The sequence below is a fragment of the Prochlorococcus sp. MIT 1323 genome (genome assembly GCF_047304905.1).
In the GTDB taxonomy this organism is placed as follows: Bacteria; Cyanobacteriota; Cyanobacteriia; order PCC-6307; family Cyanobiaceae; genus Prochlorococcus; species Prochlorococcus marinus_D.
Window position 1 is genome coordinate 1,981,028 of sequence record NZ_CP138973.1, and the last position, 26,635, is coordinate 2,007,662.

General features: G+C 51.6%; 25 protein-coding genes. 7 read left to right on the forward strand and 18 right to left on the reverse strand.

Going from position 1 to position 26,635, the window contains the following annotated elements; genetic code table 11:
* Position 1 precedes the first annotated feature (1 nt).
* Positions 2–1,087: an undecaprenyldiphospho-muramoylpentapeptide beta-N-acetylglucosaminyltransferase gene (murG, locus tag SIB68_RS09620; protein ID WP_063401099.1), complete on the forward strand. Its 1,086-nt coding sequence runs from the start codon at positions 2–4 to the stop codon at positions 1,085–1,087.
* Here murG and SIB68_RS09625 read toward each other — a convergent pair.
* A complete protein-coding gene (locus tag SIB68_RS09625; RefSeq protein ID WP_063401166.1) occupies positions 1,068–2,150 on the reverse strand; it encodes a pyridoxal phosphate-dependent aminotransferase in 1,083 nt (360 codons plus the stop codon). The genes murG and SIB68_RS09625 overlap by 20 nt on opposite strands.
* A 110-nt stretch (positions 2,151–2,260) precedes the next feature.
* Here SIB68_RS09625 and SIB68_RS09630 point away from each other — a divergent pair, with 110 nt between their 5' ends.
* Positions 2,261–3,070: a pentapeptide repeat-containing protein gene (locus tag SIB68_RS09630; protein WP_063401165.1), complete on the forward strand. Its 810-nt coding sequence runs from the start codon at positions 2,261–2,263 to the stop codon at positions 3,068–3,070.
* Positions 3,071–3,108: 38 nt separating this feature from the next.
* On the opposite strand, the gene SIB68_RS09635 is transcribed toward SIB68_RS09630, so the two are convergent.
* The 6 genes from SIB68_RS09635 to SIB68_RS09660 all read right to left on the reverse strand — a co-directional run bounded on the left by SIB68_RS09635 (position 3,109) and on the right by SIB68_RS09660 (position 9,966).
* The gene (locus SIB68_RS09635) at positions 3,109–5,439 is read right to left on the reverse strand and encodes a type II secretion system protein GspD (RefSeq protein WP_063401098.1); all 2,331 of its coding nucleotides are present in this window, start codon (positions 5,437–5,439) and stop codon (positions 3,109–3,111) included.
* A 76-nt stretch (positions 5,440–5,515) separates the two neighbouring features.
* Complete coding sequence (locus tag SIB68_RS09640; protein WP_063401097.1) at positions 5,516–6,271, reverse strand: hypothetical protein; 756 nt, start codon at positions 6,269–6,271, stop codon at positions 5,516–5,518.
* Positions 6,268–6,966, reverse strand: coding sequence for a PilN domain-containing protein (locus SIB68_RS09645; protein ID WP_063401096.1), 699 nt, complete (start codon positions 6,964–6,966; stop codon positions 6,268–6,270). The genes SIB68_RS09640 and SIB68_RS09645 overlap by 4 nt, the downstream gene beginning before the upstream one ends.
* Positions 6,966–7,964: a hypothetical protein gene (locus tag SIB68_RS09650; protein ID WP_063401164.1), complete on the reverse strand. Its 999-nt coding sequence runs from the start codon at positions 7,962–7,964 to the stop codon at positions 6,966–6,968. Before SIB68_RS09650 ends, SIB68_RS09645 begins: the two co-directional genes overlap by 1 nt.
* Before the next feature lie 38 nt (positions 7,965–8,002).
* Positions 8,003–9,181 carry a quinone-dependent dihydroorotate dehydrogenase gene (locus SIB68_RS09655; protein WP_063401095.1) on the reverse strand — a complete coding sequence of 393 codons (1,179 nt, stop codon included), beginning with the start codon at positions 9,179–9,181 and terminating at the stop codon, positions 8,003–8,005.
* A gap of 11 nt (positions 9,182–9,192) precedes the next feature.
* Positions 9,193–9,966, reverse strand: coding sequence for a ribonuclease H family protein (locus SIB68_RS09660; RefSeq protein WP_063401094.1), 774 nt, complete (start codon positions 9,964–9,966; stop codon positions 9,193–9,195).
* Positions 9,967–10,027: 61 nt separating this feature from the next.
* Between SIB68_RS09660 and SIB68_RS09665 the strand changes: the two genes are divergently transcribed.
* Entirely contained in the window at positions 10,028–10,765 is a 738-nt protein-coding gene (locus SIB68_RS09665) for a DUF3747 domain-containing protein (RefSeq protein WP_063401093.1), read from the forward strand.
* 279 nt (positions 10,766–11,044) lie between these two features.
* Here SIB68_RS09665 and rplL read toward each other — a convergent pair whose 3' ends face one another.
* From rplL to gloA, 8 genes are all read right to left on the reverse strand, one after another.
* A complete protein-coding gene (gene rplL, locus SIB68_RS09670) occupies positions 11,045–11,437 on the reverse strand; it encodes a 50S ribosomal protein L7/L12 (protein WP_063401162.1) in 393 nt (130 codons plus the stop codon).
* Between the two features lie 49 nt (positions 11,438–11,486).
* Positions 11,487–12,014: a 50S ribosomal protein L10 gene (gene rplJ, locus SIB68_RS09675; RefSeq protein ID WP_063401163.1), complete on the reverse strand. Its 528-nt coding sequence runs from the start codon at positions 12,012–12,014 to the stop codon at positions 11,487–11,489.
* Between the two features lie 236 nt (positions 12,015–12,250).
* Entirely contained in the window at positions 12,251–12,958 is a 708-nt protein-coding gene (gene rplA, locus SIB68_RS09680) for a 50S ribosomal protein L1 (protein ID WP_063401161.1), read from the reverse strand.
* An 85-nt stretch (positions 12,959–13,043) separates the two neighbouring features.
* Positions 13,044–13,469 (reverse strand): 50S ribosomal protein L11, encoded by a 426-nt coding sequence (gene rplK / locus SIB68_RS09685; RefSeq protein WP_011131452.1) that lies wholly within the window; start codon positions 13,467–13,469, stop codon positions 13,044–13,046.
* A gap of 109 nt (positions 13,470–13,578) precedes the next feature.
* Positions 13,579–14,250 carry a transcription termination/antitermination protein NusG gene (gene nusG, locus SIB68_RS09690; RefSeq protein WP_011131451.1) on the reverse strand — a complete coding sequence of 224 codons (672 nt, stop codon included), beginning with the start codon at positions 14,248–14,250 and terminating at the stop codon, positions 13,579–13,581.
* A gap of 69 nt (positions 14,251–14,319) precedes the next feature.
* Positions 14,320–14,592 (reverse strand): preprotein translocase subunit SecE, encoded by a 273-nt coding sequence (gene secE / locus SIB68_RS09695; protein WP_063401092.1) that lies wholly within the window; start codon positions 14,590–14,592, stop codon positions 14,320–14,322.
* A gap of 73 nt (positions 14,593–14,665) precedes the next feature.
* Entirely contained in the window at positions 14,666–17,446 is a 2,781-nt protein-coding gene (locus SIB68_RS09700) for an ATP-dependent Clp protease ATP-binding subunit (RefSeq protein WP_063401091.1), read from the reverse strand.
* A gap of 5 nt (positions 17,447–17,451) precedes the next feature.
* A complete protein-coding gene (gloA, locus tag SIB68_RS09705) occupies positions 17,452–17,853 on the reverse strand; it encodes a lactoylglutathione lyase (protein WP_063401090.1) in 402 nt (133 codons plus the stop codon).
* A 145-nt stretch (positions 17,854–17,998) separates the two neighbouring features.
* On the opposite strand from gloA, the gene eno reads away from it, so the two are divergent.
* Positions 17,999–19,294, forward strand: a complete 1,296-nt coding sequence (eno, locus tag SIB68_RS09710) for a phosphopyruvate hydratase (protein ID WP_063401089.1) — start codon at positions 17,999–18,001, stop codon at positions 19,292–19,294.
* Between the two features lie 45 nt (positions 19,295–19,339).
* Here eno and SIB68_RS09715 read toward each other — a convergent pair whose 3' ends face one another.
* Positions 19,340–21,019 carry an ABC1 kinase family protein gene (locus SIB68_RS09715; RefSeq protein ID WP_063401088.1) on the reverse strand — a complete coding sequence of 560 codons (1,680 nt, stop codon included), beginning with the start codon at positions 21,017–21,019 and terminating at the stop codon, positions 19,340–19,342.
* Complete coding sequence (locus SIB68_RS09720) at positions 21,019–21,333, reverse strand: hypothetical protein (RefSeq protein ID WP_063401087.1); 315 nt, start codon at positions 21,331–21,333, stop codon at positions 21,019–21,021. The genes SIB68_RS09715 and SIB68_RS09720 overlap by 1 nt, the downstream gene beginning before the upstream one ends.
* A 209-nt stretch (positions 21,334–21,542) precedes the next feature.
* Here SIB68_RS09720 and SIB68_RS09725 point away from each other — a divergent pair, with 209 nt between their 5' ends.
* Positions 21,543–21,755, forward strand: a complete 213-nt coding sequence (locus tag SIB68_RS09725) for a hypothetical protein (protein ID WP_063401086.1) — start codon at positions 21,543–21,545, stop codon at positions 21,753–21,755.
* A complete protein-coding gene (locus SIB68_RS09730) occupies positions 21,756–22,097 on the forward strand; it encodes a hypothetical protein (RefSeq protein ID WP_063401085.1) in 342 nt (113 codons plus the stop codon). It abuts the gene before it with no gap.
* A 1,187-nt stretch (positions 22,098–23,284) separates the two neighbouring features.
* Here SIB68_RS09730 and SIB68_RS09735 read toward each other — a convergent pair.
* The gene (locus SIB68_RS09735; RefSeq protein WP_236069127.1) at positions 23,285–23,632 is read right to left on the reverse strand and encodes a hypothetical protein; all 348 of its coding nucleotides are present in this window, start codon (positions 23,630–23,632) and stop codon (positions 23,285–23,287) included.
* A 2,075-nt stretch (positions 23,633–25,707) separates the two neighbouring features.
* Between SIB68_RS09735 and SIB68_RS09740 the strand changes: the two genes are divergently transcribed.
* Entirely contained in the window at positions 25,708–25,869 is a 162-nt protein-coding gene (locus tag SIB68_RS09740; RefSeq protein WP_074159238.1) for a rubredoxin, read from the forward strand.
* Positions 25,870–26,635: the final 766 nt, after the last annotated feature.

Genomic DNA, 26,635 nt, shown 5'->3' on the forward strand with positions numbered 1-26,635 from the left:
CATGCCCAGGCTTCTGATTGCTGCAAGCGGCACCGGTGGCCATCTTTTTCCAGCACTAGCTGTTGCCGAAGCCTTGCCCGGCTCCTGGAGCGTGTGCTGGCTGGGAGTGCCAGATCGCCTAGAAACCCAATTGGTGTCAGAACGCTATGAGCTGACCACTGTGCGCGCCGGCGGTTTACAAGGTCGCGGCCTGCGCAAGTTGGTGCAGTTGCTGCAATTACTCGCTGCCACTGGCCGGGTCAGAAAGCTACTGCGAAAGCAAGGCATCCAGACTGTTTTCACCACTGGGGGCTATATCGCTGCACCAGCAATCTTGGCGGCTCGCTGGTGCGGAATCCCTGTGGTGCTGCACGAATCCAATGCCATCCCCGGACGAGTGACGCGCTTATTGGGCCGCTTCTGCCAGGTCGTGGCTGTAGGCCTCTCTGTTGCTGCCAAGCGCATCCCAGGCAGCAAAGCTGTGGTCACAGGAACACCGGTGCGCTCGGCATTCCTTTCGCCACAGCCCTTGCCGCGTTGGGTTCCTGGCGGTGATGGCCCATTGCTGGTGGTGATTGGTGGTAGTCAAGGGGCTGTCGGACTCAACCGCATGGTGCGAGGCGCACTGCCATCGCTGCTGGAGGCCGGTTGTCGTGTGGTGCATCTCACCGGTAACAACGATCCAGATGTAGGAGAACTCGATCACCCCAACCTGGTGGAACAGCCTTTCAGTCATGAGATGCCTGGTTTGCTGCAACATGCCGATCTCGCCATCAGCCGTGCGGGCGCCGGCAGCTTGAGTGAATTGGCCGTCTGTGGCACCCCAGCCATCTTGGTGCCCTTCCCCCAAGCGGCAGACCAGCATCAAGAGGCCAATGCAGCCTGCGCCGCTGCGCTTGGGGCTGCCGTGATCGTGCATCAACATGCAGCCGAACATCGGGCTCTTGGTCATGCTCTGGAACAACTCATGGGACCTCGCTTACGCGGTGACGCTGCTGCCAGAAACCCTTTAATGCCCATGAAGCAAGGCATGATGAAGTTGGCAGTGCGTGATGCAGACCAGTTGCTGGTGACATTGCTGAAGCCACTCATCGGAGCAGGGCTTTGAACGCAGCAAGGATGCGGCGATTGCCTGACCTCTGCTGCAAACCAATGCGCAACCAGCGCTCCCCAAGTTCTGCAAAGGAGCGGCAGTCACGTAACAGCACGCGCCGATGAGCCATTCTCTCTCGTAATGGCACAAGGGAGATATCGCCACGAATCAACAAGAAGTTGGTGGCAGATGGATAAGACCGGATCCCTGGTAGGCAACGCAGCTGAGTTTGCATCCAAAGACCTTCCTGAGCAACCCATCCCTGGACCCGCGCTATCCACCGCTCGAAGGCAGGACGATCCGCCATCAAGGCAATCCCTGCAGCAATCGCTAATCCATTAAGAGGCCATGGATCTCGCCATTGCTGCCAACGTTGTAAACGGTCAGGCGTGCCAATGGCATAACCCAAACGCAATCCGGCCACAGCAAACAACTTTGTCAAACTGCGAATCACCACAAGATTGGGGTGGTTGACCACTAGCGAAACAAGAGACTGGCGCTCCCCATCGGGCACCAATGGCAAAAACGCTTCATCACAGATGACCAGCTGATAACGCGCTAGCAACGGTTCAAGCGATGCTCTGCTCCACAACTGACCAGTAGGGTTATGGGGATTGGTAATCCATAGAACATCGGTATCCGATAGCAGCGGAAAAGGCTGAGGCATCTCACCAGACCAAGAGAGGGGCAGTGGCAAAGCTTGCTGGCAGGCTTGCCAGCATCTCAGAGCCCTGCCGTAATCAGCAAAGCCTGGACTAGGCAGGCCACTCACGCCCTCAAACGCCGCATCACGAGCGGCCCAGGTGAACAGTTCCGCCGCGCCATTTCCCGGCAACACCATCAGGGGATCAACCCCATGCCAGTTGCTGATCACGTCTCGCAAGCGCTGATGGCTGCGATCCGGATAATCCCTCAGCGTGTTGTCAGTTAGAGCCCTTCTTAAACACCCTTGTAAAGCTCGCGATGGAGGGAAAGGCACCAAAGAGGCACTTGCATCCAAAAGCTGCTCCGGTCGACAACCCAGCCGTTGCGCCTCATCAATGCGATTGCCACCGTGAAGGGAGGGAGCGGAGCTCAAGTCAATGGCGACCCATAACAACAATCCATCCTGCCGAGTGGGAGGGAGTCGACGTGCTCAAAAAAGCCGATAGAAAGCAATGGCAAAGCAAATTTCTAATCGCTCAAACGATGCGCCGTCGTCTGACCGCCTTCATGGTGATCCTGGTTGGCAGCACTGCAATCCTTGGTATTGCTCAACGCAGTGGAGCTGAAAACAACTTCAAGGATCTCGTGCAACTGCTGGAGACAGGCACCTGCATGAGTTGCAGTCTTGAGGATGCCGATCTGATGCATGCCGATCTGCGTGCTGCCAACCTTGAAAAGGCCAAGTTGCAGAGAGCCGACCTCGGTCGCGCTCAGCTTGATGGAGCCAACCTAAACGGGTCTGATCTGAGCTTTGCCACCCTTCGCCATGCCTCATTACGTGGGGCCGATCTCAGAGGTGCCACGCTCACAGGAACAGATCTGATCGGAGCCGATCTCAGTGGCGCAAAACTGGACGAAAACGGATTGTCTAGTAGTCACTGGAAGGATGCCAAGGGAGTACAAGCAGTGGCTAGCGACTATGCCTCCCTCCATAACGCTGGTGTGGAGGAAGTTTTGCAAGGTCGCTATCCAGAAGCAGAGGACTACTTCAATAAAGCCCTAATGCGTCGACCGGATGCAGCAATCACTTGGGTTGCCCGCGGCATCACTCGAGCCGAACAAGCGAAACGAGAATTGGCCTCAAGAGATTTTGCCTTCGCTGCTGAGCTCTACGAACAACAAGAACAACCTGAAATTGCCAAGCAACTACGAGATGGTGCAGAACAAGTGAAACAAGATCTAGCCCAACGAGGAGGCAATGGAGTTGGTAGCTCGATTCTTAACAGTGCAACTGGTTTGTTTCAACAGTTGCTACCCATAGCAGTCAAATTTTTATCACCCCTCGCCTTTTAAAAGCCCAAAATGAAAGACCATTCATTGATTGCGTTGAACTACTGGGAATAAATTAAATTGCGTGTTGCTTTCGTAGAAGGTTGATAACCATAGCCGTAAGTCCCCCCCCGCTCGTCATTAATAATACGAGGTGTAACCATGATCACAAGTTCACTCTTGTTCTTTTTCCCACTGGTCTGCCTAAAGAACTGGCCAATCACAGGAATATCGCCAAGAATTGGCCATTTTCTAACCACCTGAATATCAGCATCACTGATTACACCGGTAAGTATCAGAGTTTGTCCATCGCGAACGCGAACAGCACCAGTTTCCAGAATCCGCTCATTCACAGTTGTAATGCTCCCGCATTGACCTTGCTGAATTGGTTCGCCAACCACAGCCGAAAGATTGGGTTCTAGTGTAAAGGTGACGAAGCCATTGTCATCAATCTTGCTGACCATTGCGCCAAGAGATAAGCCGGCAGTCTCAAATGTTGGTTCGCAAAAGATGTTGCCATTTTCATCTGATGTGACACTAAATGCAGTGACAACTTTATCGCCAAGACGTACATATGCTTCATTGGCATTGTCTCGACCGATCTCTCCAGGAATACTCTCTGAACTCTCAGATAGTATCAACGTGGGTGAAGCCATAACCTTAGTATTAGACGATACAATTTGTGCTCTTAGGAAGTCATAAAAAGTTTGATCCTGATAATTAGAGGCGGGGTTTGGAGCGTTTGCTCCTTCAGCTAACGATGTCCAGGTGTTGGATGACGAGGCTGTATCAATGTTGTACAGAGTTGGGCCAGCACCACCATTAGTAATGACTGAGCCAGAGGCATCGAACTGCATGCCCTCCGCCTTGATAGGGAGGCCTGCCTCATCAAACTTTATTCGCCCAGTAGATTCACCTGTTGGTGTCAGCTCGTAAACATATCCATAGTCATAGCCTGTAGTGTTGGTTGTGCTTACCTCACTTTCAGTCTCCACTGTTGTAGAGCTAAAAGTCTCTTTATTGGCAGGCATATTGCTCCCGAATGCTGCCAATAATTCGCCATTATCGTTGACAATTAAATTATCGCCAAACCGTATTGAAAAGCTATTGTTAATTTCGCTATCATTGTCTAAATTAACATCTAATATCTTCACTGATAATGCCACTTGCCTAGAGCGCAGATCGATCTGCTTGAGATAGCTCTCCGCCACAGCAACCAAGTGCGAATCCCCGACTAATGTGATTGTTTGCAAGCGAGAATCAGTTGTACCTGTAAGACCCCGTAGAGGGCCAGCTGACGCTCCGTAGGTTTCAATACTCGTGGTCTTAGAAGACGTTTGTGAAATCTGATTGCTGAGCTGAGATGTGCCTGCGGATGATGCCTCGCCAGATGTAATGCTGACGATATTCACCTTACTGATCGCAGCTCCGAGGCTGGCCAAGTAGTCAGCTGCAGAAGCAGCACTTGCTTGATTCAACCGATACACCTTCGAAACCTGAGGACCAAATGTTTTGCTCGCAACGGCACTGCCAACAAGCAACGTGCGGCCATCAAGCTTTCCCTGTAACCCTGATGCCAACAGCACCCCATTGAGGGCACGGGCATAGCTCTCATTTTGAAAAGCCATCGACACCTTCTTATTACCACCATTGAATGGCGCATCTGCTGATGTGCCCACGCCAGTCGTGTTTCCACTTTCTGAATCATCCCCTACAAAAATGAATCCATAGCCTCCCAATCGAGCAAGAGACATCAAGGCATCTTTCGCAGGAGCATTGTTCAAGGTCAGAGTCACTGAAGGACCACTCACCTGCACAAAACTGCGGTTACTCAGCACCATGGTGCCTACGGCCATATCTCCTAGTGGAGGCGCTACAGCACGTTGTCGCAAAGGCGGTACATAAGTCGCCTGAGGCACCCTGCCTGGCGTGCGTAGATCCAATCGTCCAGTTTGCTCAGCCTGAGCCGTCAACCCAGGAAAGCTAAGGATCAAATTGCGGCCGTCGGCACTAACCAAAGGTTCCAGTAACGGCCTGCCGGCCACCCCCTCAACATTTAATTGATAGCTCTTGCCTGATCCTGCAAGGCTCACAGATTGCAGCCCCAGTTGCGGCATCGACACTTGCTGTGGACCGCGGAGCAGTCCAGGCTTGCCCTGGGTAGTCAATCGACCTTCCCAGTTCTGACCACTCTGTCGCTGCTGCACAACGGGCTGCGGGCCCACACCTTCAATGATGACTTCAACGCTGTCCTGAGAGCGTCGCAACTTCAGCTCCATCGTCCCCTGCTTCTGTGCCTTCACCGGAGTTGGCAGCATCAAGCCACCGTTTATAGAGGCGCCATACAAACCAAGAGCTGCAAGCAAAGGAACCAGTCGCTGGGAACGAGACATACGGCGACCCAGGGTCGATCTTGCACACAATCTTCACGGATGGTATCGATCGATTTCCTTGCCAGCTAGGGGTGCTTCAGGCTTCAGGAGGGAATCCTTCCTCAGAATCAAAAATCCTTCGCTTCCCTTGTTTGGCAGGAACGGATGTTTTGTCATAGAAGGTTAGTTTCAGTTTGAGCTGCGTGAGTGCTGGTCCTGTTACGACCTCATCTTTGCGCCCATTCTGAGGGTCGAGTGCTGTTAGCTCAAGATCACTGGGTTGGACCACGAGCTGCAAAGCTTCTATTCCTCTAAGAAAGTCCTGCAGGGCGATAAAAGGTCCACGGGCCTGAAGGAGCACGGCTGTTTTCTCGTAACCACGTCCTGCCAGTGGGTTTTCAGGGCTGATCTCTTCGCCATCTGGGTTCGACTTTGTTCCCGGAGGCTCTTGACTGGTAGCTGCCGATGGTGACGGGGCGACTAACACAGGTTCATAGAGCTCCAGAACCACCCCTGCCGCCATGGCTTCGCGGCTCAACTGAGCCAAAAAAGTCTGAATTTTGTTCTTACCTGCCACCAGATTCAGCAACACATCCTGCTGCTGCTGAACCTTTGCTAGCTGTTCAGTGGCTGTCTTCAACTGGCCAGGCAGCAAGGGTAATGAGGCCTCTTGGTTGAGCAGTTGTTCCAGACGTTGCTGCTGGTCTTCCAAGCGAACAAAGGTAGGCGATACAACCGTGAAGACCAACGAGCAAGCCACCATGCCGCCTACCACGAGCGGCACTCCCACCAAGACACGCTCACGTGTGATTTTGTGCTGCCAGCTCGGCCGCTCTTGGCTGAGATTGGTCATGGTGCTACCCCCTGCTCCTCAAGCAGCCGATAGCGCTCTACCAAACCGCTTGCACCCAACTCACTCAATTCCTGTAGAGAAGGCTTCGCCTTGGGATCCAAAGTCACATCGACGCTGAATTGCACGAATTCCCCATCCTCATCAGCCCCCTCCCTCACCACTTTCAAAACCTTCACCCCATCAGGTTTCACCATTGGCAGTGCCGAAAGTTGCAGCACCAATGCATTGATGCGTTCAAAGGGCCCCGGAGAACCACCGCCCAAGGATTGACCGACAATTTTGATCTGCTGAGTTCTTACCGCAACCTCCTTTAGCTGTATGCCTTGAGGCGTCAGCCGGCTCAATTGTTCCATCAGTGCAGAGCTGGCTCGAACCGCGACCAACTGTTCAGCGATTTGGGTGTTTTCCTTACTTATGACTGCTGTACGTGCCTTTAGCTGCTGCAATTGCGTCTGATCCAGCCGCAATCTTTGTTCCAGTGGCTGCAAGCGATCAAGCTCAACCTGTTGCTGACCTTCTTGCCAGGTCAACCAAGCGGCCACTGCTCCAACAGCAAGCACCAGCAGAGCCCCGAGCCCAATGCCCTTGCCAAGCAAGGATCGCATCTGAGGCACAAGAGCAGGCTGAGCGTTCAGACCCAACTCCTGGCGACGTTCCTGCAGCAGATTCAACTCAGCCCTAGTCAATGGAGCCATCAGCATTGCTCCCAGGCGCCCGCTAGGGCTAAACAAGCCAAAGCTGCGAAGTCACCCTGCCAGAAATCAGGCTCTGGTCCTTCAAGGGCGGGTTGCTCTTCACCAACCAACCAAAGCTTTTGCTTGCTTAGGCACTCACCTTGATCTAGAGACTCCAACGCTAAACAAAGGTGCTGCTGATCAACTGCAGCGGCTGTAACCCACCATGCCAAAGGGGGCGACGCCCCTTCGCTGCGTAAACGCCAAGCCTGCAACACCTCATCAAGCTCCTGCAAAAGATCCTGCGTCAGATCGCCACCATCAAAAGAAGCCGAAAGAGCATGGTCGAGCTCAGGCAAACCGCTGCGTAATAGCACTAAACGCCAGTTCCCATGATGCTTCAACAACCAAGCCAGATCTCCTTCAAAGTGTTGGCTGGCCGCACGTACAGTCCGCCAGGCAGCCGTCAGCATCCACTCAAGGCTCACTAGCGGTAGATCCGCCGCTTCGACGACATCAATCCAGGCATGCACCATCAATCGATCAGTCCCAACCGCTAAAGACAGCGGCGTTCGAGTCGACAAAGATCCAGCAAGCTGCACTGATGAAACAGCTAAATAAGACTCCGATAAGGACAATGGCCAATTCAGTTTAGGGTTTAGTTCTCGGAGGGCCTTTACCTGATCCACCTCTGGTTCACCATCGGGCCAGCAGAGCAAGCGCCATTGACAGGTCTGCATCGGCAACAACATCTCCAGCTGGCCTCCGAGAAGACCGATATCCAGAAGTAGCTCCCCTAACAACTCACCCAAAGCTTGACGCTGGGTGGGCATGCCTGCACGACAAAGGCCCTGAGGCAGGGGTACATGTCGAAGAGTCAATCTCTCCCGCTGTTCCCAGAGCATCACGAGAGCAGACTCATCAACAACAAGCAGCACCCGTTGTTTCAAAAACCACCGCTCCGCCATGGCCTGCAACTGTTCCAGCTGCGGAAAACGCTCGCGTAGACCAGCCAACACCAAGGAAAGGCAACCACGCTCTGGACGAAGCGTATCGGCTACTGCCAGGGCACGCCGCTCCCTACAGCCTCCGACACATGCCGGAAGCCATGGCGGTCAAGCTGGCCGATCAGCCCATCCAAAATATGCGGTACCAAATCTGGACCCTTAAAGATCCAACCGGTGTAAAGCTGTAAAAGGGAAGCCCCAGCACTGATTCGCTCCCATGCAGCCTCTGGCGAGTCGATCCCTCCCACGCCGATCAAGGGCAACGCCGGACCTGCAGTGGCACGCAGCCGACGCAGCACCTCCAAGGCCCGTTGACGCAGTGGCGCTCCACTGAGCCCACCAGCCTCCTCCGCCAGGCTGCGACCCGTTTTGGGAAGGACCCGCCCGTCGAGGCCGAACCTGTCGAGGCTGGTATTCACAGCAATGACACCTGCCAAACCCTCCTCATAAGCCAAGCGAGCCAGGCCATCAATGGCATCATCCTCGAGATCCGGAGCGATCTTCACCAATAGTGGCGGGCATCCTTGCAATCGTCGCAATCGCTCCACCAGACGCCTTAACTGGCTGGCATCCTGGAGATCACGCAAGCCTGGTGTATTAGGAGAGCTGACATTGATCACGGCGTAATCCGCCAATGGTGCCAGCAACTCAAGCGACAAGGCGTAATCGTCTGGGGCCTGCTCCAATGGCGTGATCCTGGATTTGCCCAAGTTGAGACCCAGCACAGCTGGACGCTGGCCAGGTGAAGGCAAAGCCTGTTTCTCCAAAGTGCGACGCATCACCTCAGCACCGTTGTTGTTGAAACCCATCCGGTTCAAAGCGGCCTGCTCAGCAGCAAGGCGAAAGAGTCGGGGCCGAGGGTTACCGGTCTGCCCATGCCAAGTCACAGTGCCGAGTTCGGCGAATCCAAATCCAAAGCGATCCCAGATACTGGCCGCCACTCCGTTTTTGTCAAAGCCAGCCGCCAGTCCAACAGGATTACGAAACCGGCAGCCGAACAACCCTTGCTCAAGCCGCAGATCATGGCGTTGCAAATCCAAGGCTATAGCTGCCAGGACAGCTGATATGCCTGGCCAATCTCTACGTAGGGACGCCTGGCTAAGGGCACTCAATGCTGCTTGAGTCAACTGTTCCGGATCTAAGCCCTGATCATTCGCGAGTATTGGTCCCAGCCAACGGCGATACAACCCACCGGTGGAGTACACCTTTGCAGGTGATGGCTCAGCCATCCTGGGCCTCCTCAGATCTGATCCGATCCTGCCGCGCAGCGGCGCAACCGCCAGCGGTTTTCCCCCATAGGCTCCAATAGCCAATCGCGCCAACGCCAGGGGGCAGTCTTACTTGCAAGCTGCTCGATTGGTTGCTCCACCAACTGGGCCAACTCAACCAGGCTGAGGCCATAGCCACGCACAGCAAAACGATCAGCCAGCTCCAGTCTTGTGAGCAGCCGCTGCAAATCAGAAGGTGCATAACCTTCGCCATCTCCAGCTGCTTTGATCGGCTCAACAAGACCGAGTGCAATAGAGGCTGACCCCTGTCCAGACATCAAAGCTGGAGCACCACCTCCTTTGGAAAAGCTCACTGCGATTTGGTCAACCCTTTCATTGTCTGGGTCACCGCTGTGACCTTTCACATAAGCCAGGGGCACATCATCCAAGCGAGCACGGTCTAAAGCTCGCCAGAGATCCTGATTCAGGACAGGCTTGCCAGCCGCCGTACGCCAACCTGTACGTTTCCATCCCGCCATCCATTTGCTTAAACCATCAATTAAATATTTGCTGTCGGTACGGATCTTTAAATCTGGGTGACAAGGAAGATCTTTGAGCTGCTCCAGCACATGAAGGGCCGCCTGAAGTTCCATGCGGTTGTTGGTCGTGGCCGGCGCATATCCTCCGAACTCCTCCACGCTCCCATCCTCAAAGCGCAGCAGTGCCCCCCAGCCCCCAGGGCCAGGATTTCCACTACAAGCCCCATCAGTGGCAGCAGCCACAACCCGTCCACGACCATCAGCCATTTGAGAAGTCTGTTGTTGTTTGGTACAACACGGTTCGCTTGGTCCTTAGTCATTAGACGCTATGTCGCGAACCTACCCCGAGCTCCTCATGGCATTGAGAAAGCCAGGCAACAGGCTGTTGGTTGTAGGTCTTGGTTTATTCACTTTGCTGACGACCTTGCCAGCAATCTCCAAAACGATTTTCAACAGTCAGCCTCTCAATCAAGAACGCTTGGTCGTACTGGCTCAGGCAGTGGGAGGAAATCGCTGGAAACTGCTCGTAATCGAACAAATCAAGCCTCTGCCACTGTGCTGGGAAACCCGTCCAGACGGATTGGTCAACCCAACCCTTAATAACTTCAACTTTGCAGGAATCTGCAATCGTTACTTAGACAGCAACGGCTATTCCTTGCGAAGTAGCGGCGAAGACATGGTTCACAGCTTTCGGCTACGAATCAAACAAAGCCGAGGCCATCTGGAACTCAAAGCCCTCGATCCTGCACGGTCGGTTGCAATTACTGTTGCCAGCGCAATCCTTCCTCAACGCAATCGTGATGCGTTTGTGAAATTAAACCTAGAACCAGGGTGGAAGCTGGAGCGTCGCATATACCAAGGACGCAAACTCAGCCACGTCTACTTTGCTCATCCAGATCCTGTGAACGTCTTAATTGCCAAAGCATCAGCTCATCAAGGACCTTCCGTCTTCAATCAACTAGGAGCTCCCAAGGCACCACTCCCTCCCCCAATTTCAATAGCCAAAAACAGCGTCATACATGGCAAGGGCCCCATTCGACTTCTTGTGATTCCTTATCGTCCCTGACGCAGGCCACTGCAGAGAGGACAGTTGAAGTAGCGCCCCTTAATACTAGTCACTCTAATGATTGCCTCATATCATTAAGATTGTGAGGGGTGCGAATAAACAGTTCAGGGTCGAAACAAGGAAAGACTCCTGAATCTGTTCCACCTAAAAATCCCTGCCTTTGGCGGGGATTTTTTTTGCATATTGGCCACGCAAAAAAACACCGGCCCCGAAGGACCGGTTAAGAGTTAAAAAAACGGATGCATAGCAACCAAGCTGAAGGCCGCTATCCGCTGGCCATCACTTGAGGCTGACCTTACCGCCAACCTCTTCGATGGCCTTTTTGAGAGCCTCAGCATCATTTTTAGCAATGCCTTCCTTGATGGTCTTAGGAGCTGCTTCGACCATGGCTTTTGCGTCGCCCAGGCCGAGGCCGGTAGCTTCACGAACGGCTTTAAGGACCTTGATCTTGGCTGAAGCGTCGAAACTCTCAAGCACAACATCAAATTCGGTTTGCTCTTCGGCAGCTTCAGCAGCAGCGCCACCAGCAGCACCACCAGCAGCCATCACAACGCCTGCAGAAGGAGCGGCAGAGACGCCAAAAGCATCCTCAATCTGCTTAACCAGCTCAGAAGCCTCAAGCAAAGAAAGGGTTTTTAGCGATTCAAGAATGTCGTCGGTTTTTTTAGACATGGTTTGGATTAAGCAACAGATCAGGGAGAAACAGTCGAATCGAAGACGTTCAGCTCTCGCCACTCTCGGCGTGCTGATGAAGCGCCCGGGCAAGGCCGGAAGGAACCTCGTTGATACCCACAGCAACCTTGGTAGCCAAGGCATTGAGGGAACCTGCGATCTGCGCCATCAGAACCTCCTTGGTCGGAAGATCACCAATAGCCTTGATCTCACCTTGTGAGAGGAGCTTGCCTTCGAAAAGACCACCCTTCGTCTCGGATTTTTTAGTGTCCTTCTGAAAAGCCTGTACGGCCTTAACAGCACCACCAACATCGCCCTTGATCAGAACGAAGGCGTTGGTACCAGTCAGTAAGGATTCGAGATTCGACCAGGCACCATTCCCATTAATGGCGTGGCGCATCAAGGTGTTTTTGGTCACCTTGCATACCCCGTTGCTGACCTGCAAACGCGTGCGCAGATCAGACATTTCCTTAATGGAGAGGCCCTGATAATCCAGGACCAGTGCCATTTCGGCCTCGCCGAGAAGCCCCTTGAGCTCTTCGACAATCTGTTGCTTGCTCTCCAGAGTGCGGCCCATAGGAATTGGATCGGATCGGGTGAACAAGCTGGGCACGCACTCGCCAAGTGCTCAAAAAAGAGCAGAGGCCGCGTGTCGATCCAATCCCAACAGGGAAAAACCTTCGCATCTACCTCGACAGGACTTAAACAACCTCAGATGATGCATGAAGCATCACTGGAAGATGGCAACCTGTTGTCTTGGGTCGGGCGCGTGCCCGTTGGCTTTCGCCAAGGAGCAACCCTACAGCAACAAGGTCAAGCGTCCTCTTCGATGTCCTGAAGAGCAGTTACGTCCACTTCCACTGAAGGACCCATGGTGGAGGTGATGTACAGACTCTTCCAATAGCGACCCTTGGCACCACTTGGCTTATTGCGATCGATGGTCTCCTGCAAGGTCTTCAGATTCTCGAGTAGGGCGTCTGCGGAAAAACTTGCCTTGCCGAAACGCACATGCACGATGCCAGCACGATCAGCCCTGAATTCCAGCTTGCCGGCCTTGAACTCCTTGATCGCAGCCGCTAAATCCGTAGTTACTGTTCCAGCCTTAGGGTTTGGCATCAGGCCACGGGGACCGAGCACTCTGCCCAGCTTGGCCACCTTGGGCATCATGTCAGGGGTGGCGATCAAAAGATCGAAATCCATCTGGCCTTTGCCGATGGTTTCCACCAAATCATCATCCCCAGCCAACTCAGCCCCAGCTGTCTTGGCCTCAGCTAACTTTTCACCCCTGGTGATCACGGCGATGCGCACGCTCTGCCCCGTACCTTGAGGCAGAGCAACAGTGGTTCGCAATTGTTGATCGGTGTATTTGGGATCAATCCCAAGGCGCACGTGGGCTTCGATGGTTTCGTCGAACTTTGCTGTGGCGTTCTCTTTGACGAGCTGAATGGCCTCAATAGGCTGATAAACACGGTCTTCAACTTTGGCGAGAAGACCAGTAATACGTTTAGACAGTTTTGGCATGGCAGATGTGGGGTGCAGGCGACACAACGTGTCTCCCCCGAAAATGGTGAATAGATGAATCTTGAAGATGGACGCTACATCAGTGTCAGTCGCTGATGGAAACGCCCATGTTTCGAGCAGTACCTTCAATGATGCGCATGGCCGACTCAATACTGGTGCAATTGAGATCAGGTAGCTTGGTCTTGGCGATCTCTTCAAGCTGAGAACGGCTTAGGGAGCCGACCTTGCCATGGGCGGACTCACCAGAACCTTTTTCGATCCCTGCAGCCTTCGTGATCAGCACTGATGCTGGGGGAGTCTTGGTAATGAATGTGAAACTACGGTCTTCAAAAACCGAGATCTCTACCGGAATCACTAATCCGGCCTTGTCCTGCGTGCGAGCGTTGTACTCCTTGCAAAACGCCATGATGTTGACTCCATGCTGGCCAAGGGCAGGACCCACAGGCGGAGCAGGATTAGCTTTGCCAGCCTGAAGGGCCAGCTTGATCACAGATACAACTTTCTTGGCCATGGACGAGCGGGATTGAACGATTGCGGATGACTTGGCCCTTGGGACAAGTGCGGCAAGATGGTGGCCCACCTCTTTGGCCGCCCTCCGCAGGGAGACGGCCGCCGTTAGCTCAATTCTGTTTATTGATTTGAGAAAACTCGAGTTCCACAGGTGTTTCCCTGCCAAAGATTGAGAGAAGAGCTTTTAGCTTGCTGCGCTCTCCAGAGACTTCGATCACCTCCCCCTGGAAGTCCTTGAAAGGGCCCGAAGTCACAAGGATCTGATCGCCCTCAGCGAGATCGACCTTGACGAGCGTCTTTTTCTCAGCAGCACGCTTGAAGATGCGATCCACCTCCTGACGACTGAGCGGTCGGGGTTTGATGTGACCCCGAGCTTTCCCTGTGGCGCGGCGGTCCTCAGCCCCCACGAAGTTGATCACGTTGGGGGTGCTGCGCACCGCCATCATTGTGTCTTCATCAAGAACCATTCGTACCAACACGTACCCCGGAAAGACTTTCTCCTCAGTGGACTGACGACTGCCATCCTTTTTCAATTTCACCGCTGGGGTCTGGGGAATTTCGATCTCCAGAATCCTGTTGCTCACACCAAGGGTGACGGCCCGCTGCTCAAGAGTTGCCTTCACCTTCTTCTCACAGCTCGAGGCCACCTGAATGGCATACCAGCGGGCTACGGTTGTTCTGGCTGCAGGAGTTGGGGCCTTGGTACCCTCCTCTCCATCATTAGGAGCCGGCAGTTCCAGAACCTCAGATGGTTCTTGTGGTGTGAGCTCGAGTTCTGACACTTGCGCTGATAAGAAGCTAATGGTTTGGGAAAGACGGTTGAGGCAAGACAGCAAAACCGCCCTACACAATCAAACGAAAATCTGGGACGACGCCCAGCTATAAAACCGACTCACGGCAGCGATGAATGCAGCCGAGAGACTGACCATCAGGATCACGGCGATGGATTCGCTGAACAGCTGCTGGCGACTGGGCCATACCACCAGGCTCAACTCCTCATATGTTGCTGCAAGAAACCCACTCTGACGGGTTGGTTCTGCCTCAGGAGAATTGCTGGAGTCTGTGGTGTCCTCGGCAGGAGATGCGCTTGAGTCTGTGGTGTCCTCGGAAATAGGGCTGGTCACGGAGCTTAGGCCGGTGGCTATCGCCGGTGCTGAAGCACACGCCGGCAAACCAACACTTTACCGGATACCTGTTTCAATCCTCAGGAAGGAACTGAAATGGTTCAGAGGCCTGAGCACCTGGTATCACGCGCACGGCGCGGGCACCGCTGAAACGCTCTTCCAGCAATTCCGTGGCCAACGGGTTCTCAACCCGACGACGCAGTACACGCCGTAAAGGGCGAGCGCCATATTCCGGCTCATAACCTTGCAAAGCCAAAGCCTCAACAGCGTCTGCCTCCACACGCAATTCAAGACCTTGCTCAGCAAGCAGGCTGGAGAGATCGGCCAATTGCAGCTGCACAATTCGCTGAAGGTCATCAGCCTTGAGCGGACGAAAACGTATCACTTCATCGATGCGATTCAAAAATTCAGGCCGAAATTGCTTACTGAGGGCCTGATCCACCTTTTGAGCCAGGCTCTGATCAAGACAATCCCCATCTGCCCCCTCCTGTTGCGCCAAGCGAGACGCATCAAGGATGGCGCGGCTAGCCAAGTTGCTAGTCATCACAACCACGGTGTGACGGAAGTCCACGGTGCGGCCCTGCGAGTCAGTGAGACGGCCATCGTCCAGAACCTGCAGGAGCACATTGAACACATCAGGATGAGCCTTCTCAATTTCATCCAGAAGCAACACCGCATAAGGACGGCGACACACTGCTTCGGTGAGCTGTCCACCCTCCTCATAGCCGACATAGCCGGGAGGAGCCCCCAAAAGACGCGCCACGGCATTGCGTTCCATGAATTCACTCATATCGAGTCGCACCAGCGCCTCTTCCTCATCGAACAAGGAGGCCGCAAGCGCTTTTGCCAGTTCTGTCTTGCCCACGCCAGTGGGTCCAAGAAACAAAAACGAACCAACAGGACGGCGCGGATCCTTCATGCCCGCTCGAGCCCGACGAATCGCTGCCGCCACTGCCTGAACCGCTTCGGGCTGACCAATCACCCGCTCGCCTAAATGGGCTTCAAGATCTAGCAACTTTTGCCGTTCAGCCGCCAGCAACCGCTGAACAGGAATCCCAGTCCAGCGTGCAACGACATCGGCAATGTCTTCAGCCTCCACTTGCTCCCGTAGGAGCGCCGAACCAGATGCCTTGGCAACAGCCAACGTTTCTTCAAGGTCGGCCCGCCGTTGCTGAACCCTATGCAATTGGTCGTATTGAAGACGTGCAGCCGCCTCTAGATCTCCGAGTCGTTCTGCTTCAGCAATGGCATTGCGGAGATCCTCGTCTTGTTGCAACAAATCACGCAGCTCGGCCAGATGATCCCGTTCGATCTGCCAGCGCTCTCGTAAATCTGTGAGCTGAGATGATGCAGCAATCCGAGCAGCCTGTAACTGCACCCGTTCAGCCTCCGGTGCCTGCTCAGCCGCCAGCAAAGCAAGCTCGACACGACGCAGCTCCGCCTCCGCTTCTTCAACCACCTGAGGCTTCGAGGTGACATCCATCTTGAGCTGAGCTGCAGCCTCATCGATGAGATCGATGGCCTTATCAGGTAAGCAGCGGTCACTGATGTAGCGATCAGCCAAGCGATTGGCAGCAGTCACCGCACCATCGGTGATCGTGACGCCGTGGTGAAGTTCGTAGCGCTCTTTCAGGCCTCGCAAGATTTCAACGCTCAATTCAAGACTCGGCTCCTTGATTAACACCTGCTGAAAACGCCGATTGAGTGCCTGATCCTTCTCCACTGTGCGGCGATAGTTCTCAGGGGTCGTGGCCCCAATGCAGCGGAGGTCTCCCCTTGCCAAAGCCGGCTTGAGCAAACTTCCAGCATCCGCACTGGAACGATCGCTGCTCACCACCGTGTGCAGTTCATCGATGAACAACACCACACCTGCATCTGGATCGCTCACCTCTTTCAACACAGCCCGAAGCCGTTCCTCAAATTGACCACGAAACTTGGCACCAGCGATCAGTGCACCAAGATCAAGGGAGACCAAGCGCAAACCCTTCAGGGAATCAGGAACCTCCCCAGCCACAATGCGTTGAGCCAACAGCTCGGCGATGGCCGTTTTACCAACGCCAGGAGCTCCAATTAACACCGGATTGTTCTTGCCGCGACGCGATAAAACCTTGATCAAACGGCGAATTTCTGGATCTCTACCGATCACAGGATCTAGCTGTCCTGCCTGAGCTGCAGCGGTAAGGTCACGACCATAGGCCTCTAGAGCCTGAGGTTCTTGCTGGAGTTGCAATGGAGTTGGCTCCCCAGCAGCTATGGCAGGTTGTTGGATAATTGGCGGGGCAGGAGAGGAGACAGGTCTCGTTTGTGAAGCCACCGATGCAGGTGGCGCAGAATCGGGCGTAGGAGGAGAAGTCGGCGTTGATGTACGCAACTGGCGCCTGCCTTTGGGCGAGCGTCTCAACTCCGCTTCCAAGCGTTCACTGGGCATTCCTAGCTCTTCAAATAGCTCGGTTCCAATGCGCGGATCGCGCCCCAACGCAATCAGCAAATGAGACACGTCAATCAGCCGAGATCCCCAGCGAACTCTGGAACGGTCTGCTTCTTCAAGGAGGTCTTCAAGGTCATCGCCGATGAACAACTCATCACCACGAGCCATAGGCTGCTCGGCCAAAAAACCTTCCAAGCGATCCAGCAGCGCAGTTGAATCAATGGGCAGCGCCAACACCCAATCGCTGTAACGCCGATCACTGAAAAGCACCTGGATCAAGTGCTCCACATCAAGCTGACCATGTCGCCAACGGCGGGCGACATCCTGACCGACAAGCAACAAATCCCAAGCGTCATCACTGAATCGATCAGGATCACTTGTGAGACTTCCCTGGGCGGAAGCCGCTTGACTGGTCTCAGGATGCATAGGGTTCAGCTCGCGGCCTCACGAGAGGCCAGTTGAATCAGCTCCACCTTGTAGCCATCGGGATCTTCCACAAAGGCAATCACGGTGTTGCCATGTTGCATAGGCCCGGGTTCTCGCACCACACGCCCCCCTCGCTTTGAGATGGCCAAGCAGGTGGATTGAATATCCTCCACGCCCAAGGCGATATGGCCATAGCCCTCTCCCAACTCGTAGTGATCTTGGTCCCAGTTGTGTGTGAGCTCCAGCACAGTGGTGTCACTCTCCTCGCCATAACCGACAAACGCCAAGGTGAAGCGACCTGAGGGGTAGTCCTTTCGCCGCAACAGATGCATGCCTAGAACCTCGGTGTAGAAGTGCAGAGAACGATCCAAATCCCCCACCCTCAGCATCGTGTGCAACATCCGCATTTCGAGCGATCCTGACCTTTAAGACTCAGTTCATTCTGCGTCGTTCTACGACTGACAACAGCCTCAGCATCAGTAAAAGGGCTAGGCGTTTCACAGTCCGCGGGAGGGCAAACCATAGGATCCACGCAACTTCAATTCGTCACAGGTGATCGATTCCCTCGACCTCGTCATTGACACCATCGTGGCCAGAGAGGTTCTGGACTCCCGCGGCAACCCCACAGTTGAAGCAGAAGTGTTGCTCGAAGCAGGTGCCATTGGTCGGGCCATCGTGCCCAGCGGAGCAAGCACCGGTGCCCATGAGGCGCATGAATTAAGAGATGGCGACAGCCGCTACATGGGCAAAGGGGTGACTAAGGCTGTGAGCCATATCGAGGATCGGATTGCCCCAGCTCTCTGTGGGATCTCCTCCCTAGATCAGGCCAGTGTTGATGGCACCATGCAAGAGCTTGATGGCAGCGACAACAAATCAAGCCTGGGTGCAAACGCGATCCTGGCCGTGAGCATGGCCACTGCCCGCGCGGCCGCCAATGGCTTGGGTTTGCCCCTCTACCGCTACCTGGGTGGCCCAATGGCCTCATTGCTGCCCGTACCGCTGATGAATGTGATCAACGGTGGTGCGCATGCTGCTAACAATCTCGATTTTCAGGAATTCATGCTGGTGCCCCATGGAGCAAGCACCTTCCGAGATTCGCTTCGCATGGGCGCAGAAGTATTCCACACACTCAAGGGCCTGCTCAGTGCTCAGGGGCTCTCAACGGCAGTTGGAGATGAAGGCGGCTTTGCACCCAACCTGACCAACAATGATGCAGCAGGAGATCTGCTCATTCAAGCAATCGAAAAAGCAGGCTATTCGCCTGGTAAGGATATTTCCTTGGCACTAGATGTAGCCAGCACAGAGTTCTATAAAGACGGCTGCTATGCCTTCGGAGGTGGGAGTTACACCAGCACCGAAATGGTCAATGAGCTCGAAAAACTTGTTGATCGCTACCCAATCATTTCGATCGAAGATGGACTAGCAGAAGATGATTGGCAAGGTTGGGCTCTACTCACAAAAAAATTGGGGAAGCGTATCCAACTGATAGGTGACGATATTTTTGTAACTAGTACGAAGCGCCTACAACAGGGAATTGATCAAAACGTAGCCAATTCCATCCTGATTAAAGTGAATCAGATCGGCTCGCTAACCGAAACGCTTCAGGCCATTGATCTTGCTGGGCGCTCTGGTTACACCAGCGTGATCAGCCACCGCAGCGGCGAAACGGAAGACACCACAATTGCAGATCTTGCCGTTGCTACTCGTGCTGGGCAGATCAAAACGGGCTCCCTAAGTCGCAGTGAACGGGTAGCGAAATACAACCAACTGCTGCGAATCGAAGACGAACTCGGTAGTCAAGCTGTCTATGCAGGCGCCACAGGACAAGGGCCACGCGGGCGAAGCTAAGCACAGGCCTCAAAGGGGCACGACGGGTATCACTTTGGAAGACCTTCAGCGACTCTGACTCGACACATGATCCATGCGCGACTCACGTCCCAGCTTGATCTGCAATCTGAACCAACCGAAGCCCACCGGGAGAGCCGCGACCAACGGCAAGACAGCCCAAATCGGTCGACTACTTGCCCCCAAAAGAGCAGCTGCAATGCCTAGAGAGCCCAATAACACCGATTGACCAAGGGCCTTTTGAACGCTGATCATGCGCCGCAACTGTCGATCGGATTCACCCATCCGGATCTGCAATTGCAGATCTCCTTGTTCAAGGCGTTCAAGGCTTTCGTCCAGACGCCTTGGCAAGGCTGCAGCTCGGCTGCCAATAGCACCTACCTGACGTCCGAGCTCATTGAGCAAATCGTTTGGACCAGAACCGCTTGAAGTCATCAGTGGCAATAAATATGGCTTGGCTATAGCCATCAAACTAAAGCCTGAGTCGAGGCTTCGGCCCACACCTTCAAAGGTGGAGAGAGCACGCATCACAAAAATCAGCTCAACTGGCAGCCGAAAGGGTTGGCCATAAACCAACTCGTACAGATCTCCGGAAAGTTTCTCGATCACATTGGCGCTGAAGGGGGGCGTTAAAGCGTCTTGAAACATCACTCGCACCAACCGCCGCACAGGCCCAACGTCGATGCCATAAGCAATCAAACCCGCAGCCTGCAACTCCTCAACCAGGGCTGCCGCATCTCTAGCCGCCGCCGCACGAATCATCGAACCGAGCCGACGTCGCAAAGAATCGGAGAGCAGCCCCATCATGCCGAAGTCGTAGTAAATGAGAGCTCCATCAGGGGCCACGGCAAGGTTGCCTGGATGGGGATCGGCATGAAAAAAACCGAATCGCACGAGCTGCTGCAGATAACTGGCGGCTCCAAGCTCCGCTACGGCCGAGGGATCAATGCCTGCCTTCAATAAAGCCTCAAGATCATTCACCTTGATGCCTGGCAAATAATCGAGACAAAGAACACGCCGGGTGCTGAGCTCCCAGACCACTGCAGGCACGCGAATACGAGAATCATCAAGAAACTGTTGACGAAACCGAGCTGCGTACTGAGCCTCCACACGAAAGTCGAGCTCCCTTAATAAGACCCGACGGCATTCCTGAGCAATCGCCACCCAGTCGCGTCCACGTCCCCATTTGGGGTGACGTTGCAGTACAGCAGCGACCTGCTGCATGATTTGCAAATCCAGGCGAAACAATCGCTCCAGGCGGGGCCTTTGAATCTTCAGGACAACTTGCCGACCGCTGCGCAGACTGGCGCGATGAACCTGAGCTAGGGAGGCGGCTGCAAGGGGCTGATCATCAAGATCAATGATCTCTGCACAGCGGTCCCCCAATTCCTGCTCCAGCAGAATTTGAGCTTGCTCAAAACTAAATGCAGGGACCTTGTCCTGAAGATCAGCCAGTTCAGATACCCATTGAATTGGCAAAACATCAGGACGTGCCGAGAGCAACTGGCCAAGCTTGATAAAAGCGGAACCAAGTTGGAGCAATTCTGTAGTGAGCCAACGAGCTCGAATCGTTTGGCGGGCCTGCCGCCGCTCACTGGTACAACCGCCTGGATAAGTCCATTGACTGGCATCCCACCAAACAAAGATGATTAACGTCAAAACTGCACGCCAAATACGCAGCGCACGCAGCCCACGCCGAATTGCTACCAGCAGGGACGGACAAGCCATTACTGGTTGATCTCAACCTGGCGATTGAGGCCTGCCACCTTTGCCCTAAGACGATCGATCTGATCCTGAGCATGATCTTGATTAGAAGCTGGCGATGAGGTTGCCTTTGTCTCACTGACCTCGCCAGATTCCTGCTCCAGACGATCAGCCTCTGCAATCACCTCTTGCTGAAAAAGATCCCATTCCTTGCTAAACCGTTCTGGAGCATCCTGCGCCAGCAATGCCAGGCCAGCAGTAGCGTCAGCAAGCCCATGACCCAATCGTGCTGCTAAGCGGTTCAAGGTCGCTCTGAGTAGGGAATCAGGAGAACTCATGACCACAGCACGGATGCCTGAAACTGTGGCAGATCCAACTCGCAATCAAAGCACTTAAGGAGCGTTGGGAGGCCTTGTCAAAGTATGAGGTGGGTCGCTTGGAAATGGGGTGATCACGTTCAAGGGCTTTTAGGGATAGTTCCTCCTAAGAAAGTCTGATACTGGCGAGTACGGCCGTTGAGGGGAGTCTCTCCTGCGAAGGAAATCTGATGCTGGTGTGCTTGAAGGCTTGGGCTTTGGAGCTACTGGCTGAGGCGGCGTTGGCCTGCCAAAAGAGTTTGATGCTGGTGAGCTTGCAGGCTTGGGCTTTGGAGCTACTGGCTGAGGCGGCGTTGGCCTGCCAAAAGAGTTTGATGCTGGTGAGCTTGCAGGCTTGGGCTTTGGAGCTACAGGTTGAGCAGGTCTGGTTCCCTGAGGGTTGATTGGTGCAGGCAGTTCTGGAGCAGCCAGAGCAGGGTCAGCCAGACCGGGGTCTGCCGAGTCGGCTTCTGTGGCTTGGCGAATCGCTTGAAGCTCCTGTTCACGGCGAAGAGCAGCAGCAGCCAACTTCTCTGCTTGCTGCTTTGCCTGCTTCTCAGCCTGCTCTTTGGCCTTACGTTTGGCTGCAATTTTGGCCTCCTTGGCAGCGACGTCCGCCTGTAGGTCTGCACTTCTGCCACCATGCCGACGACGCAGTCCTTCTAGGCGCTCTCCAGGGAATGGAAAAGGAGTCGGTCCAAAAGACTGTTGCTGAGGCTGCTGCGTGTTCCCACGCAGAATCATGATCCTCTGGGTTATGCCATAGCCCAGGGCAAAACACCCACCCACCAACAAAGGTCCAAGCCAAAAGCGTGGGCGCTTGCGGTTCTTCTGCTCAGTTGGTGATGGTTTGGCCACGTGATCAAGCATATCCAGTCGTCTTGATCAGCTTTAAAGTTCAAACAAGGGCAAAACAATCCCTGATGCCAATCAATGCTGGCTCGATCAAGACCGATCAATCATCCATATTTAGATGGGTCAAAGTAGATGCAAGCACAAAAGATTGCAACCAGAAGCTTTGAAGAATTTATAGACGAAGAGCCGGATAACCTAAGTGTTGCTAAAAGCTCCCAACTGCTGCTTGCCCACTAATTGCGATCTTCTGTTTATAGACAGAAAGGCAAATTAGCTTGCTATCCCAACCATTCATGACATGGCCTTGTCGATAGCCTGAGATAGAAAGTAAGCAACCAGAACACTGATACATGTGTAAAATATGCCTGACTAGCTTGGATGCCTGCATCACCATTCGCTTCAGCAAGCACACGCAAATTCTTTGTTCAAAAAAGAAATGAGCCATTTCATGGCTGCCAAGTCAATGAACTGGAAAATCCGTTGCTGCATTGCAAGAGACTATGAGATAGAGATTACTGGAGCTTCGGGGAGCTCCAGTGTGCTTGAACCAAGCTCAGCAGACATTTCTCTTGAAATGTAGATCAATGTCCATTAGTTGCACAAACACTGTTGAGAATATGGCCAATCCAGGGGCATTGACGAATGGATAAGTAAATGAATTCGTAATAATCATGTATGCTTCTCTACATCACTCTGACAACATTGCGCCCGGTGGCATTGCTGAAAGCAGTATTCAAGAGAGATTTAAGTTGGCTTTATTAACATATAATTTCCACTTTATAGGATTACCTCTGCGTTGATGCATGCACTTATACAATAAGAATATTGCGAAACGAATTGCTTTAATCTGCTACACGGCATAATAGAAAAACTGAAAGCAAGGAAAGGGCATCTAGCCATAGTTGCCAATCATTATTGGCGTTATCATTTTTGCAAGGGTTCATAAAGGAAAAACTTTTGATGATAGAAAAGCTTCTAACAATTTAATCCTAAGCAAAAAGTTGATAGCCAAAAGAAGAAGTTGGAAACATGAAGCCTGGTGGCTTCTTAGATAAGCAGAAAACAAACAACTGCAACACTACTCAATCAGCTCAGGAAGTTTTCCGGCCTTGCGCGCAGCTGTACAGGTCACTGAATTGATATTAGTATATTCTGGGGGGGCAAGATATCGAGATGTAATGGCACAAAGTTTCCAACCAGTGTAAGGTTTTCGTTGCCCCGTAAGGTCTTCTGAAAAACCATTCGCTTGACACCAAGTTGATCTAGGGAATTGATAAGCACCAACTTTATCTTCACACGCAACATTAGCTTGACGGAAAAAATAAGTATTTCCATTGTCACTATTGATTTTGATGCTGAAGTCTTGTTGTGATTGAGCCTGAGCACTAGCTGGAGCAGAGAATAGAAATGAAAGCAGTGTTGTCATTAAAATCGGGAGCCTTGATAATGTTCTCAACTGTCTAGCACTTGATTGATTGTATAATAACAGTCTTTAACGCGAAAAGGTAAGCTTTTAATTTAATTGGCTCTATTCTTAAATATTATTCTGGTGATGATCAATTGAATCATCATCTATGAGCTAGCTTGAAAAACAAGTCGATAGACTTTGCGATTATTTGTATGTGATATTTGAAAGTTGTCAGTCGAGCCAATGTGTTTTTTATAGATGAGCTGGCTTCTCCCCTCAAGCAAGAAAGATTAGAGACAGTTTTCTTGATAGAAAATAATTTGCGAACTTACGATCTTTTCTATAAAGAAATAGGTCGTTGTGAATTCAATCAAAGTGGGTCAATGATTCAATCAATATATTGCCAATAGCAGCATACTTTGAATCCGAGGTTATGGCAATAATACCCAACACTTCTTATAGAAATATAAGCAGTAGTGTGCTTTTACTCATCTAAAAAAGGCAAAAAGCTTCACCTGCAAAAAAAGGGAAGGCATTCCCCTGGAGCGTAAGGTCACTTATGACACACTTTGAGGCAGTGGGATAAGTGATCCGCTAAAATGACCTTTGAAGTAAAAGCTAGGTAAGGGAGCTCTATCTTTAATGCCCAATCAATTATGCGGACCAGTAGGCGCTTTAACAGCTAGAGATTGGAAAGGACAAAGTCTTGAAATTTATCTCTCAATGAATCAAATTCTTTACGAGTTTGATCATTGATTAGGCCCACATGCCCATTTTCTATGGCAGTATGGGTTTCATTCAATGCTTTTAGCATGTAATAAATTTCTGATTGGGATTCAAAAGTAAATTTCATGGTAAAAGATATTAATATTATTAAAGTATCGCCGAGAAATGGATCGGGGCAATCTGTATAAACACTCATAAATTTAAATAGTGCACATGTCTATCGAGGGGATTGGCAGGTTGTAAATGTAAAGGGAAAATGAAAATGGTTAGGGAGGTAAAGGGAAGGATCAAGAAAATGTCTCGCGCAAAAGATTACAGACGGAGCTTTACTGGACAAGCCGAATGAGTATTAACCTTATTCAAGGTGGCTTTACCTAAAAGGTAATATGATTACCGGTTTAAAATTGAAATGATCGAAAACAAGCCTCTACCATACTGTTGAGAATCAAGATATAGACTCAGGCCTTGACTTAGTTCTATAATAGTGATTATATGTTGCTAAGCCTATATGGGCCATCCTATTGCGTTGATCATTGCCATTGCCCTGTTGTGCACTCTTTGGCGACTGTTGTATTTCTCAGATGTTGCCAGAAACTAGAGCTAAGAGAAAGAGATCTAGGTATCAAAAAGTCAACCCAAAAAATAGTTGTTACTTCTAATACTTAGCAGACATACATGGCTTTCACTCATTAAAAGAGATTAATATTTTACGACCACACACTAGATATCTCGTGCCGGCTCAATCGAGTTTCAAATCGTCTTAAAGATACGGTTTATTCTCCTGCTGAAGTTCTCTGACTATGAAGAAGCACTTTTTATGATTTGCAGGAGAATATTAATCTTGCTGGGATCCTTTGCTCACTTAAATCAACTCGATCATTAGCCAAATAATATCTTAGCGTTGATACTCGAAGTAGATTTTTGTTGTCCATTGGGGAAACGCTCTGTATGAGACCTGCTAGAGGGATGAATTCTGCAAAGAATAAGCTCTGCCAAATTGTGCTGTATCAGATTAAGCAGCCAAAAGCAAATCACCCTTAAAGGATATACAAAGACTATCGTTGCAATACCTAGAACAAGATGCCGATGAAATAACATGTGGGCATGATATCTTGATGGTAGTGGATTTGAACTATCTATCTATACTCATCCGCAAATGCTTTAAGAGTGCAATAGGTTGAGAAGAAGGAACTACTCTTGACTATCCATCGTAAATATGTAGTACAAAAACCATCCTACACCCACTAGCAATATTATGAGAGCCCCAATTATGTCCCAAGGAATGGAATCCATAATCTACTTTTTAATCCTCACAGTAATAGCTTAATAGCCACTATACTAGCTTAAGCACCAGCTCAAATGGAACAATGAAAAAGTACGCCTGCAAGGTTTGCACCTATGTCTATGACCCAAGGGTTGGTGACCCGACAAATGGGATCCCACCAGGCACGAGCTTTGCTGATTTGCCCAGAGATTGGAAATGTCCACAATGTAAAGTAGGAAAAGGAAAATTTAAAGCATGTAATTGATTCTGCGATCTTAAATTAACCATGTTTTGACTTCAAAAGTAGATGGTGGGATGAAATCACCAAAGCCTTTAAGCTGCTAACAACACTCAAATAGATCTTAAACTAAGAAACCTGGCAATTCTCAATAGCCAAGTGGTTTATCATTAAAGATGATGATTGTTAAGGTATATTGGCTTGTCGACATCAACTTGTAGAAGCCATTGCTTAGGTCAGAGTTCTCTGTGAGCGCTTGGAAGTAGATCAAAAAACAGAATTAATTTTGTCGGCAGGCCTTAAGAGCGGCTTACCAGACTGCATAATAGAATATGAAATATCAAAGACTTGTTGGGAAGAGATATGTTTCGGAAAATCTTCATTTGGTTGCAGACCTATCTTCTCGTAATTCATTGCTATCCTTGTGCTTGCTGTATTTAATAAAATCATTTCCTTAGAATTTATTAGGCTAAGTATTTCCTGAAGCACTTAGAATGTATTTTATTCAGGATCTATTATGTGCGCCACTGTCTCATTCGGCTAGGCAACTTTAGACATAAGGATATTAAACTATGAAGTAATTGAGGTGATTGCTTGATCGAGTATATGGATGAGTACCCTTAGATGAAAGCCACACGCTGAGATTAAATCTTGCATAGCATCTTCTTAATGGGCATGTAGAAATATGAGGAAGAAAAAGAATGCGGTAAGTTTTCTTATTCGTATTCTCATGGCTTTTTAAACGCTGATTTTAAATCTCTAATTAGGGCACTATCTATCATATGGCTTGATC

What these genes read in the sequence shown, in the direction of transcription:
- SIB68_RS09740 (WP_074159238.1), top strand. Translation starts at nt 25,708, where the DNA reads ATGAAAAAGTACGCCTGCAAGGTTTGCACCTATGTCTATGACCCAAGG.
- SIB68_RS09735 (WP_236069127.1), bottom strand. Translation starts at nt 23,632, where the DNA reads ATGACAACACTGCTTTCATTTCTATTCTCTGCTCCAGCTAGTGCTCAG.
- rplK (WP_011131452.1), bottom strand. Translation starts at nt 13,469, where the DNA reads ATGGCCAAGAAAGTTGTATCTGTGATCAAGCTGGCCCTTCAGGCTGGC.
- SIB68_RS09660 (WP_063401094.1), bottom strand. Translation starts at nt 9,966, where the DNA reads ATGGCTGATGGTCGTGGACGGGTTGTGGCTGCTGCCACTGATGGGGCT.
- gloA (WP_063401090.1), bottom strand. Translation starts at nt 17,853, where the DNA reads ATGCGGATGTTGCACACGATGCTGAGGGTGGGGGATTTGGATCGTTCT.
- SIB68_RS09645 (WP_063401096.1), bottom strand. Translation starts at nt 6,966, where the DNA reads ATGGCTCCATTGACTAGGGCTGAGTTGAATCTGCTGCAGGAACGTCGC.
- SIB68_RS09725 (WP_063401086.1), top strand. Translation starts at nt 21,543, where the DNA reads ATGCTGGTGTGCTTGAAGGCTTGGGCTTTGGAGCTACTGGCTGAGGCG.
- SIB68_RS09720 (WP_063401087.1), bottom strand. Translation starts at nt 21,333, where the DNA reads ATGAGTTCTCCTGATTCCCTACTCAGAGCGACCTTGAACCGCTTAGCA.
- SIB68_RS09655 (WP_063401095.1), bottom strand. Translation starts at nt 9,181, where the DNA reads ATGGCTGAGCCATCACCTGCAAAGGTGTACTCCACCGGTGGGTTGTAT.
- rplJ (WP_063401163.1), bottom strand. Translation starts at nt 12,014, where the DNA reads ATGGGCCGCACTCTGGAGAGCAAGCAACAGATTGTCGAAGAGCTCAAG.
- rplA (WP_063401161.1), bottom strand. Translation starts at nt 12,958, where the DNA reads ATGCCAAAACTGTCTAAACGTATTACTGGTCTTCTCGCCAAAGTTGAA.
- SIB68_RS09715 (WP_063401088.1), bottom strand. Translation starts at nt 21,019, where the DNA reads ATGGCTTGTCCGTCCCTGCTGGTAGCAATTCGGCGTGGGCTGCGTGCG.
- SIB68_RS09640 (WP_063401097.1), bottom strand. Translation starts at nt 6,271, where the DNA reads ATGACCAATCTCAGCCAAGAGCGGCCGAGCTGGCAGCACAAAATCACA.
- SIB68_RS09700 (WP_063401091.1), bottom strand. Translation starts at nt 17,446, where the DNA reads ATGCATCCTGAGACCAGTCAAGCGGCTTCCGCCCAGGGAAGTCTCACA.
- SIB68_RS09635 (WP_063401098.1), bottom strand. Translation starts at nt 5,439, where the DNA reads ATGTCTCGTTCCCAGCGACTGGTTCCTTTGCTTGCAGCTCTTGGTTTG.
- SIB68_RS09630 (WP_063401165.1), top strand. Translation starts at nt 2,261, where the DNA reads ATGCGCCGTCGTCTGACCGCCTTCATGGTGATCCTGGTTGGCAGCACT.
- SIB68_RS09665 (WP_063401093.1), top strand. Translation starts at nt 10,028, where the DNA reads ATGTCGCGAACCTACCCCGAGCTCCTCATGGCATTGAGAAAGCCAGGC.
- murG (WP_063401099.1), top strand. Translation starts at nt 2, where the DNA reads ATGCCCAGGCTTCTGATTGCTGCAAGCGGCACCGGTGGCCATCTTTTT.
- rplL (WP_063401162.1), bottom strand. Translation starts at nt 11,437, where the DNA reads ATGTCTAAAAAAACCGACGACATTCTTGAATCGCTAAAAACCCTTTCT.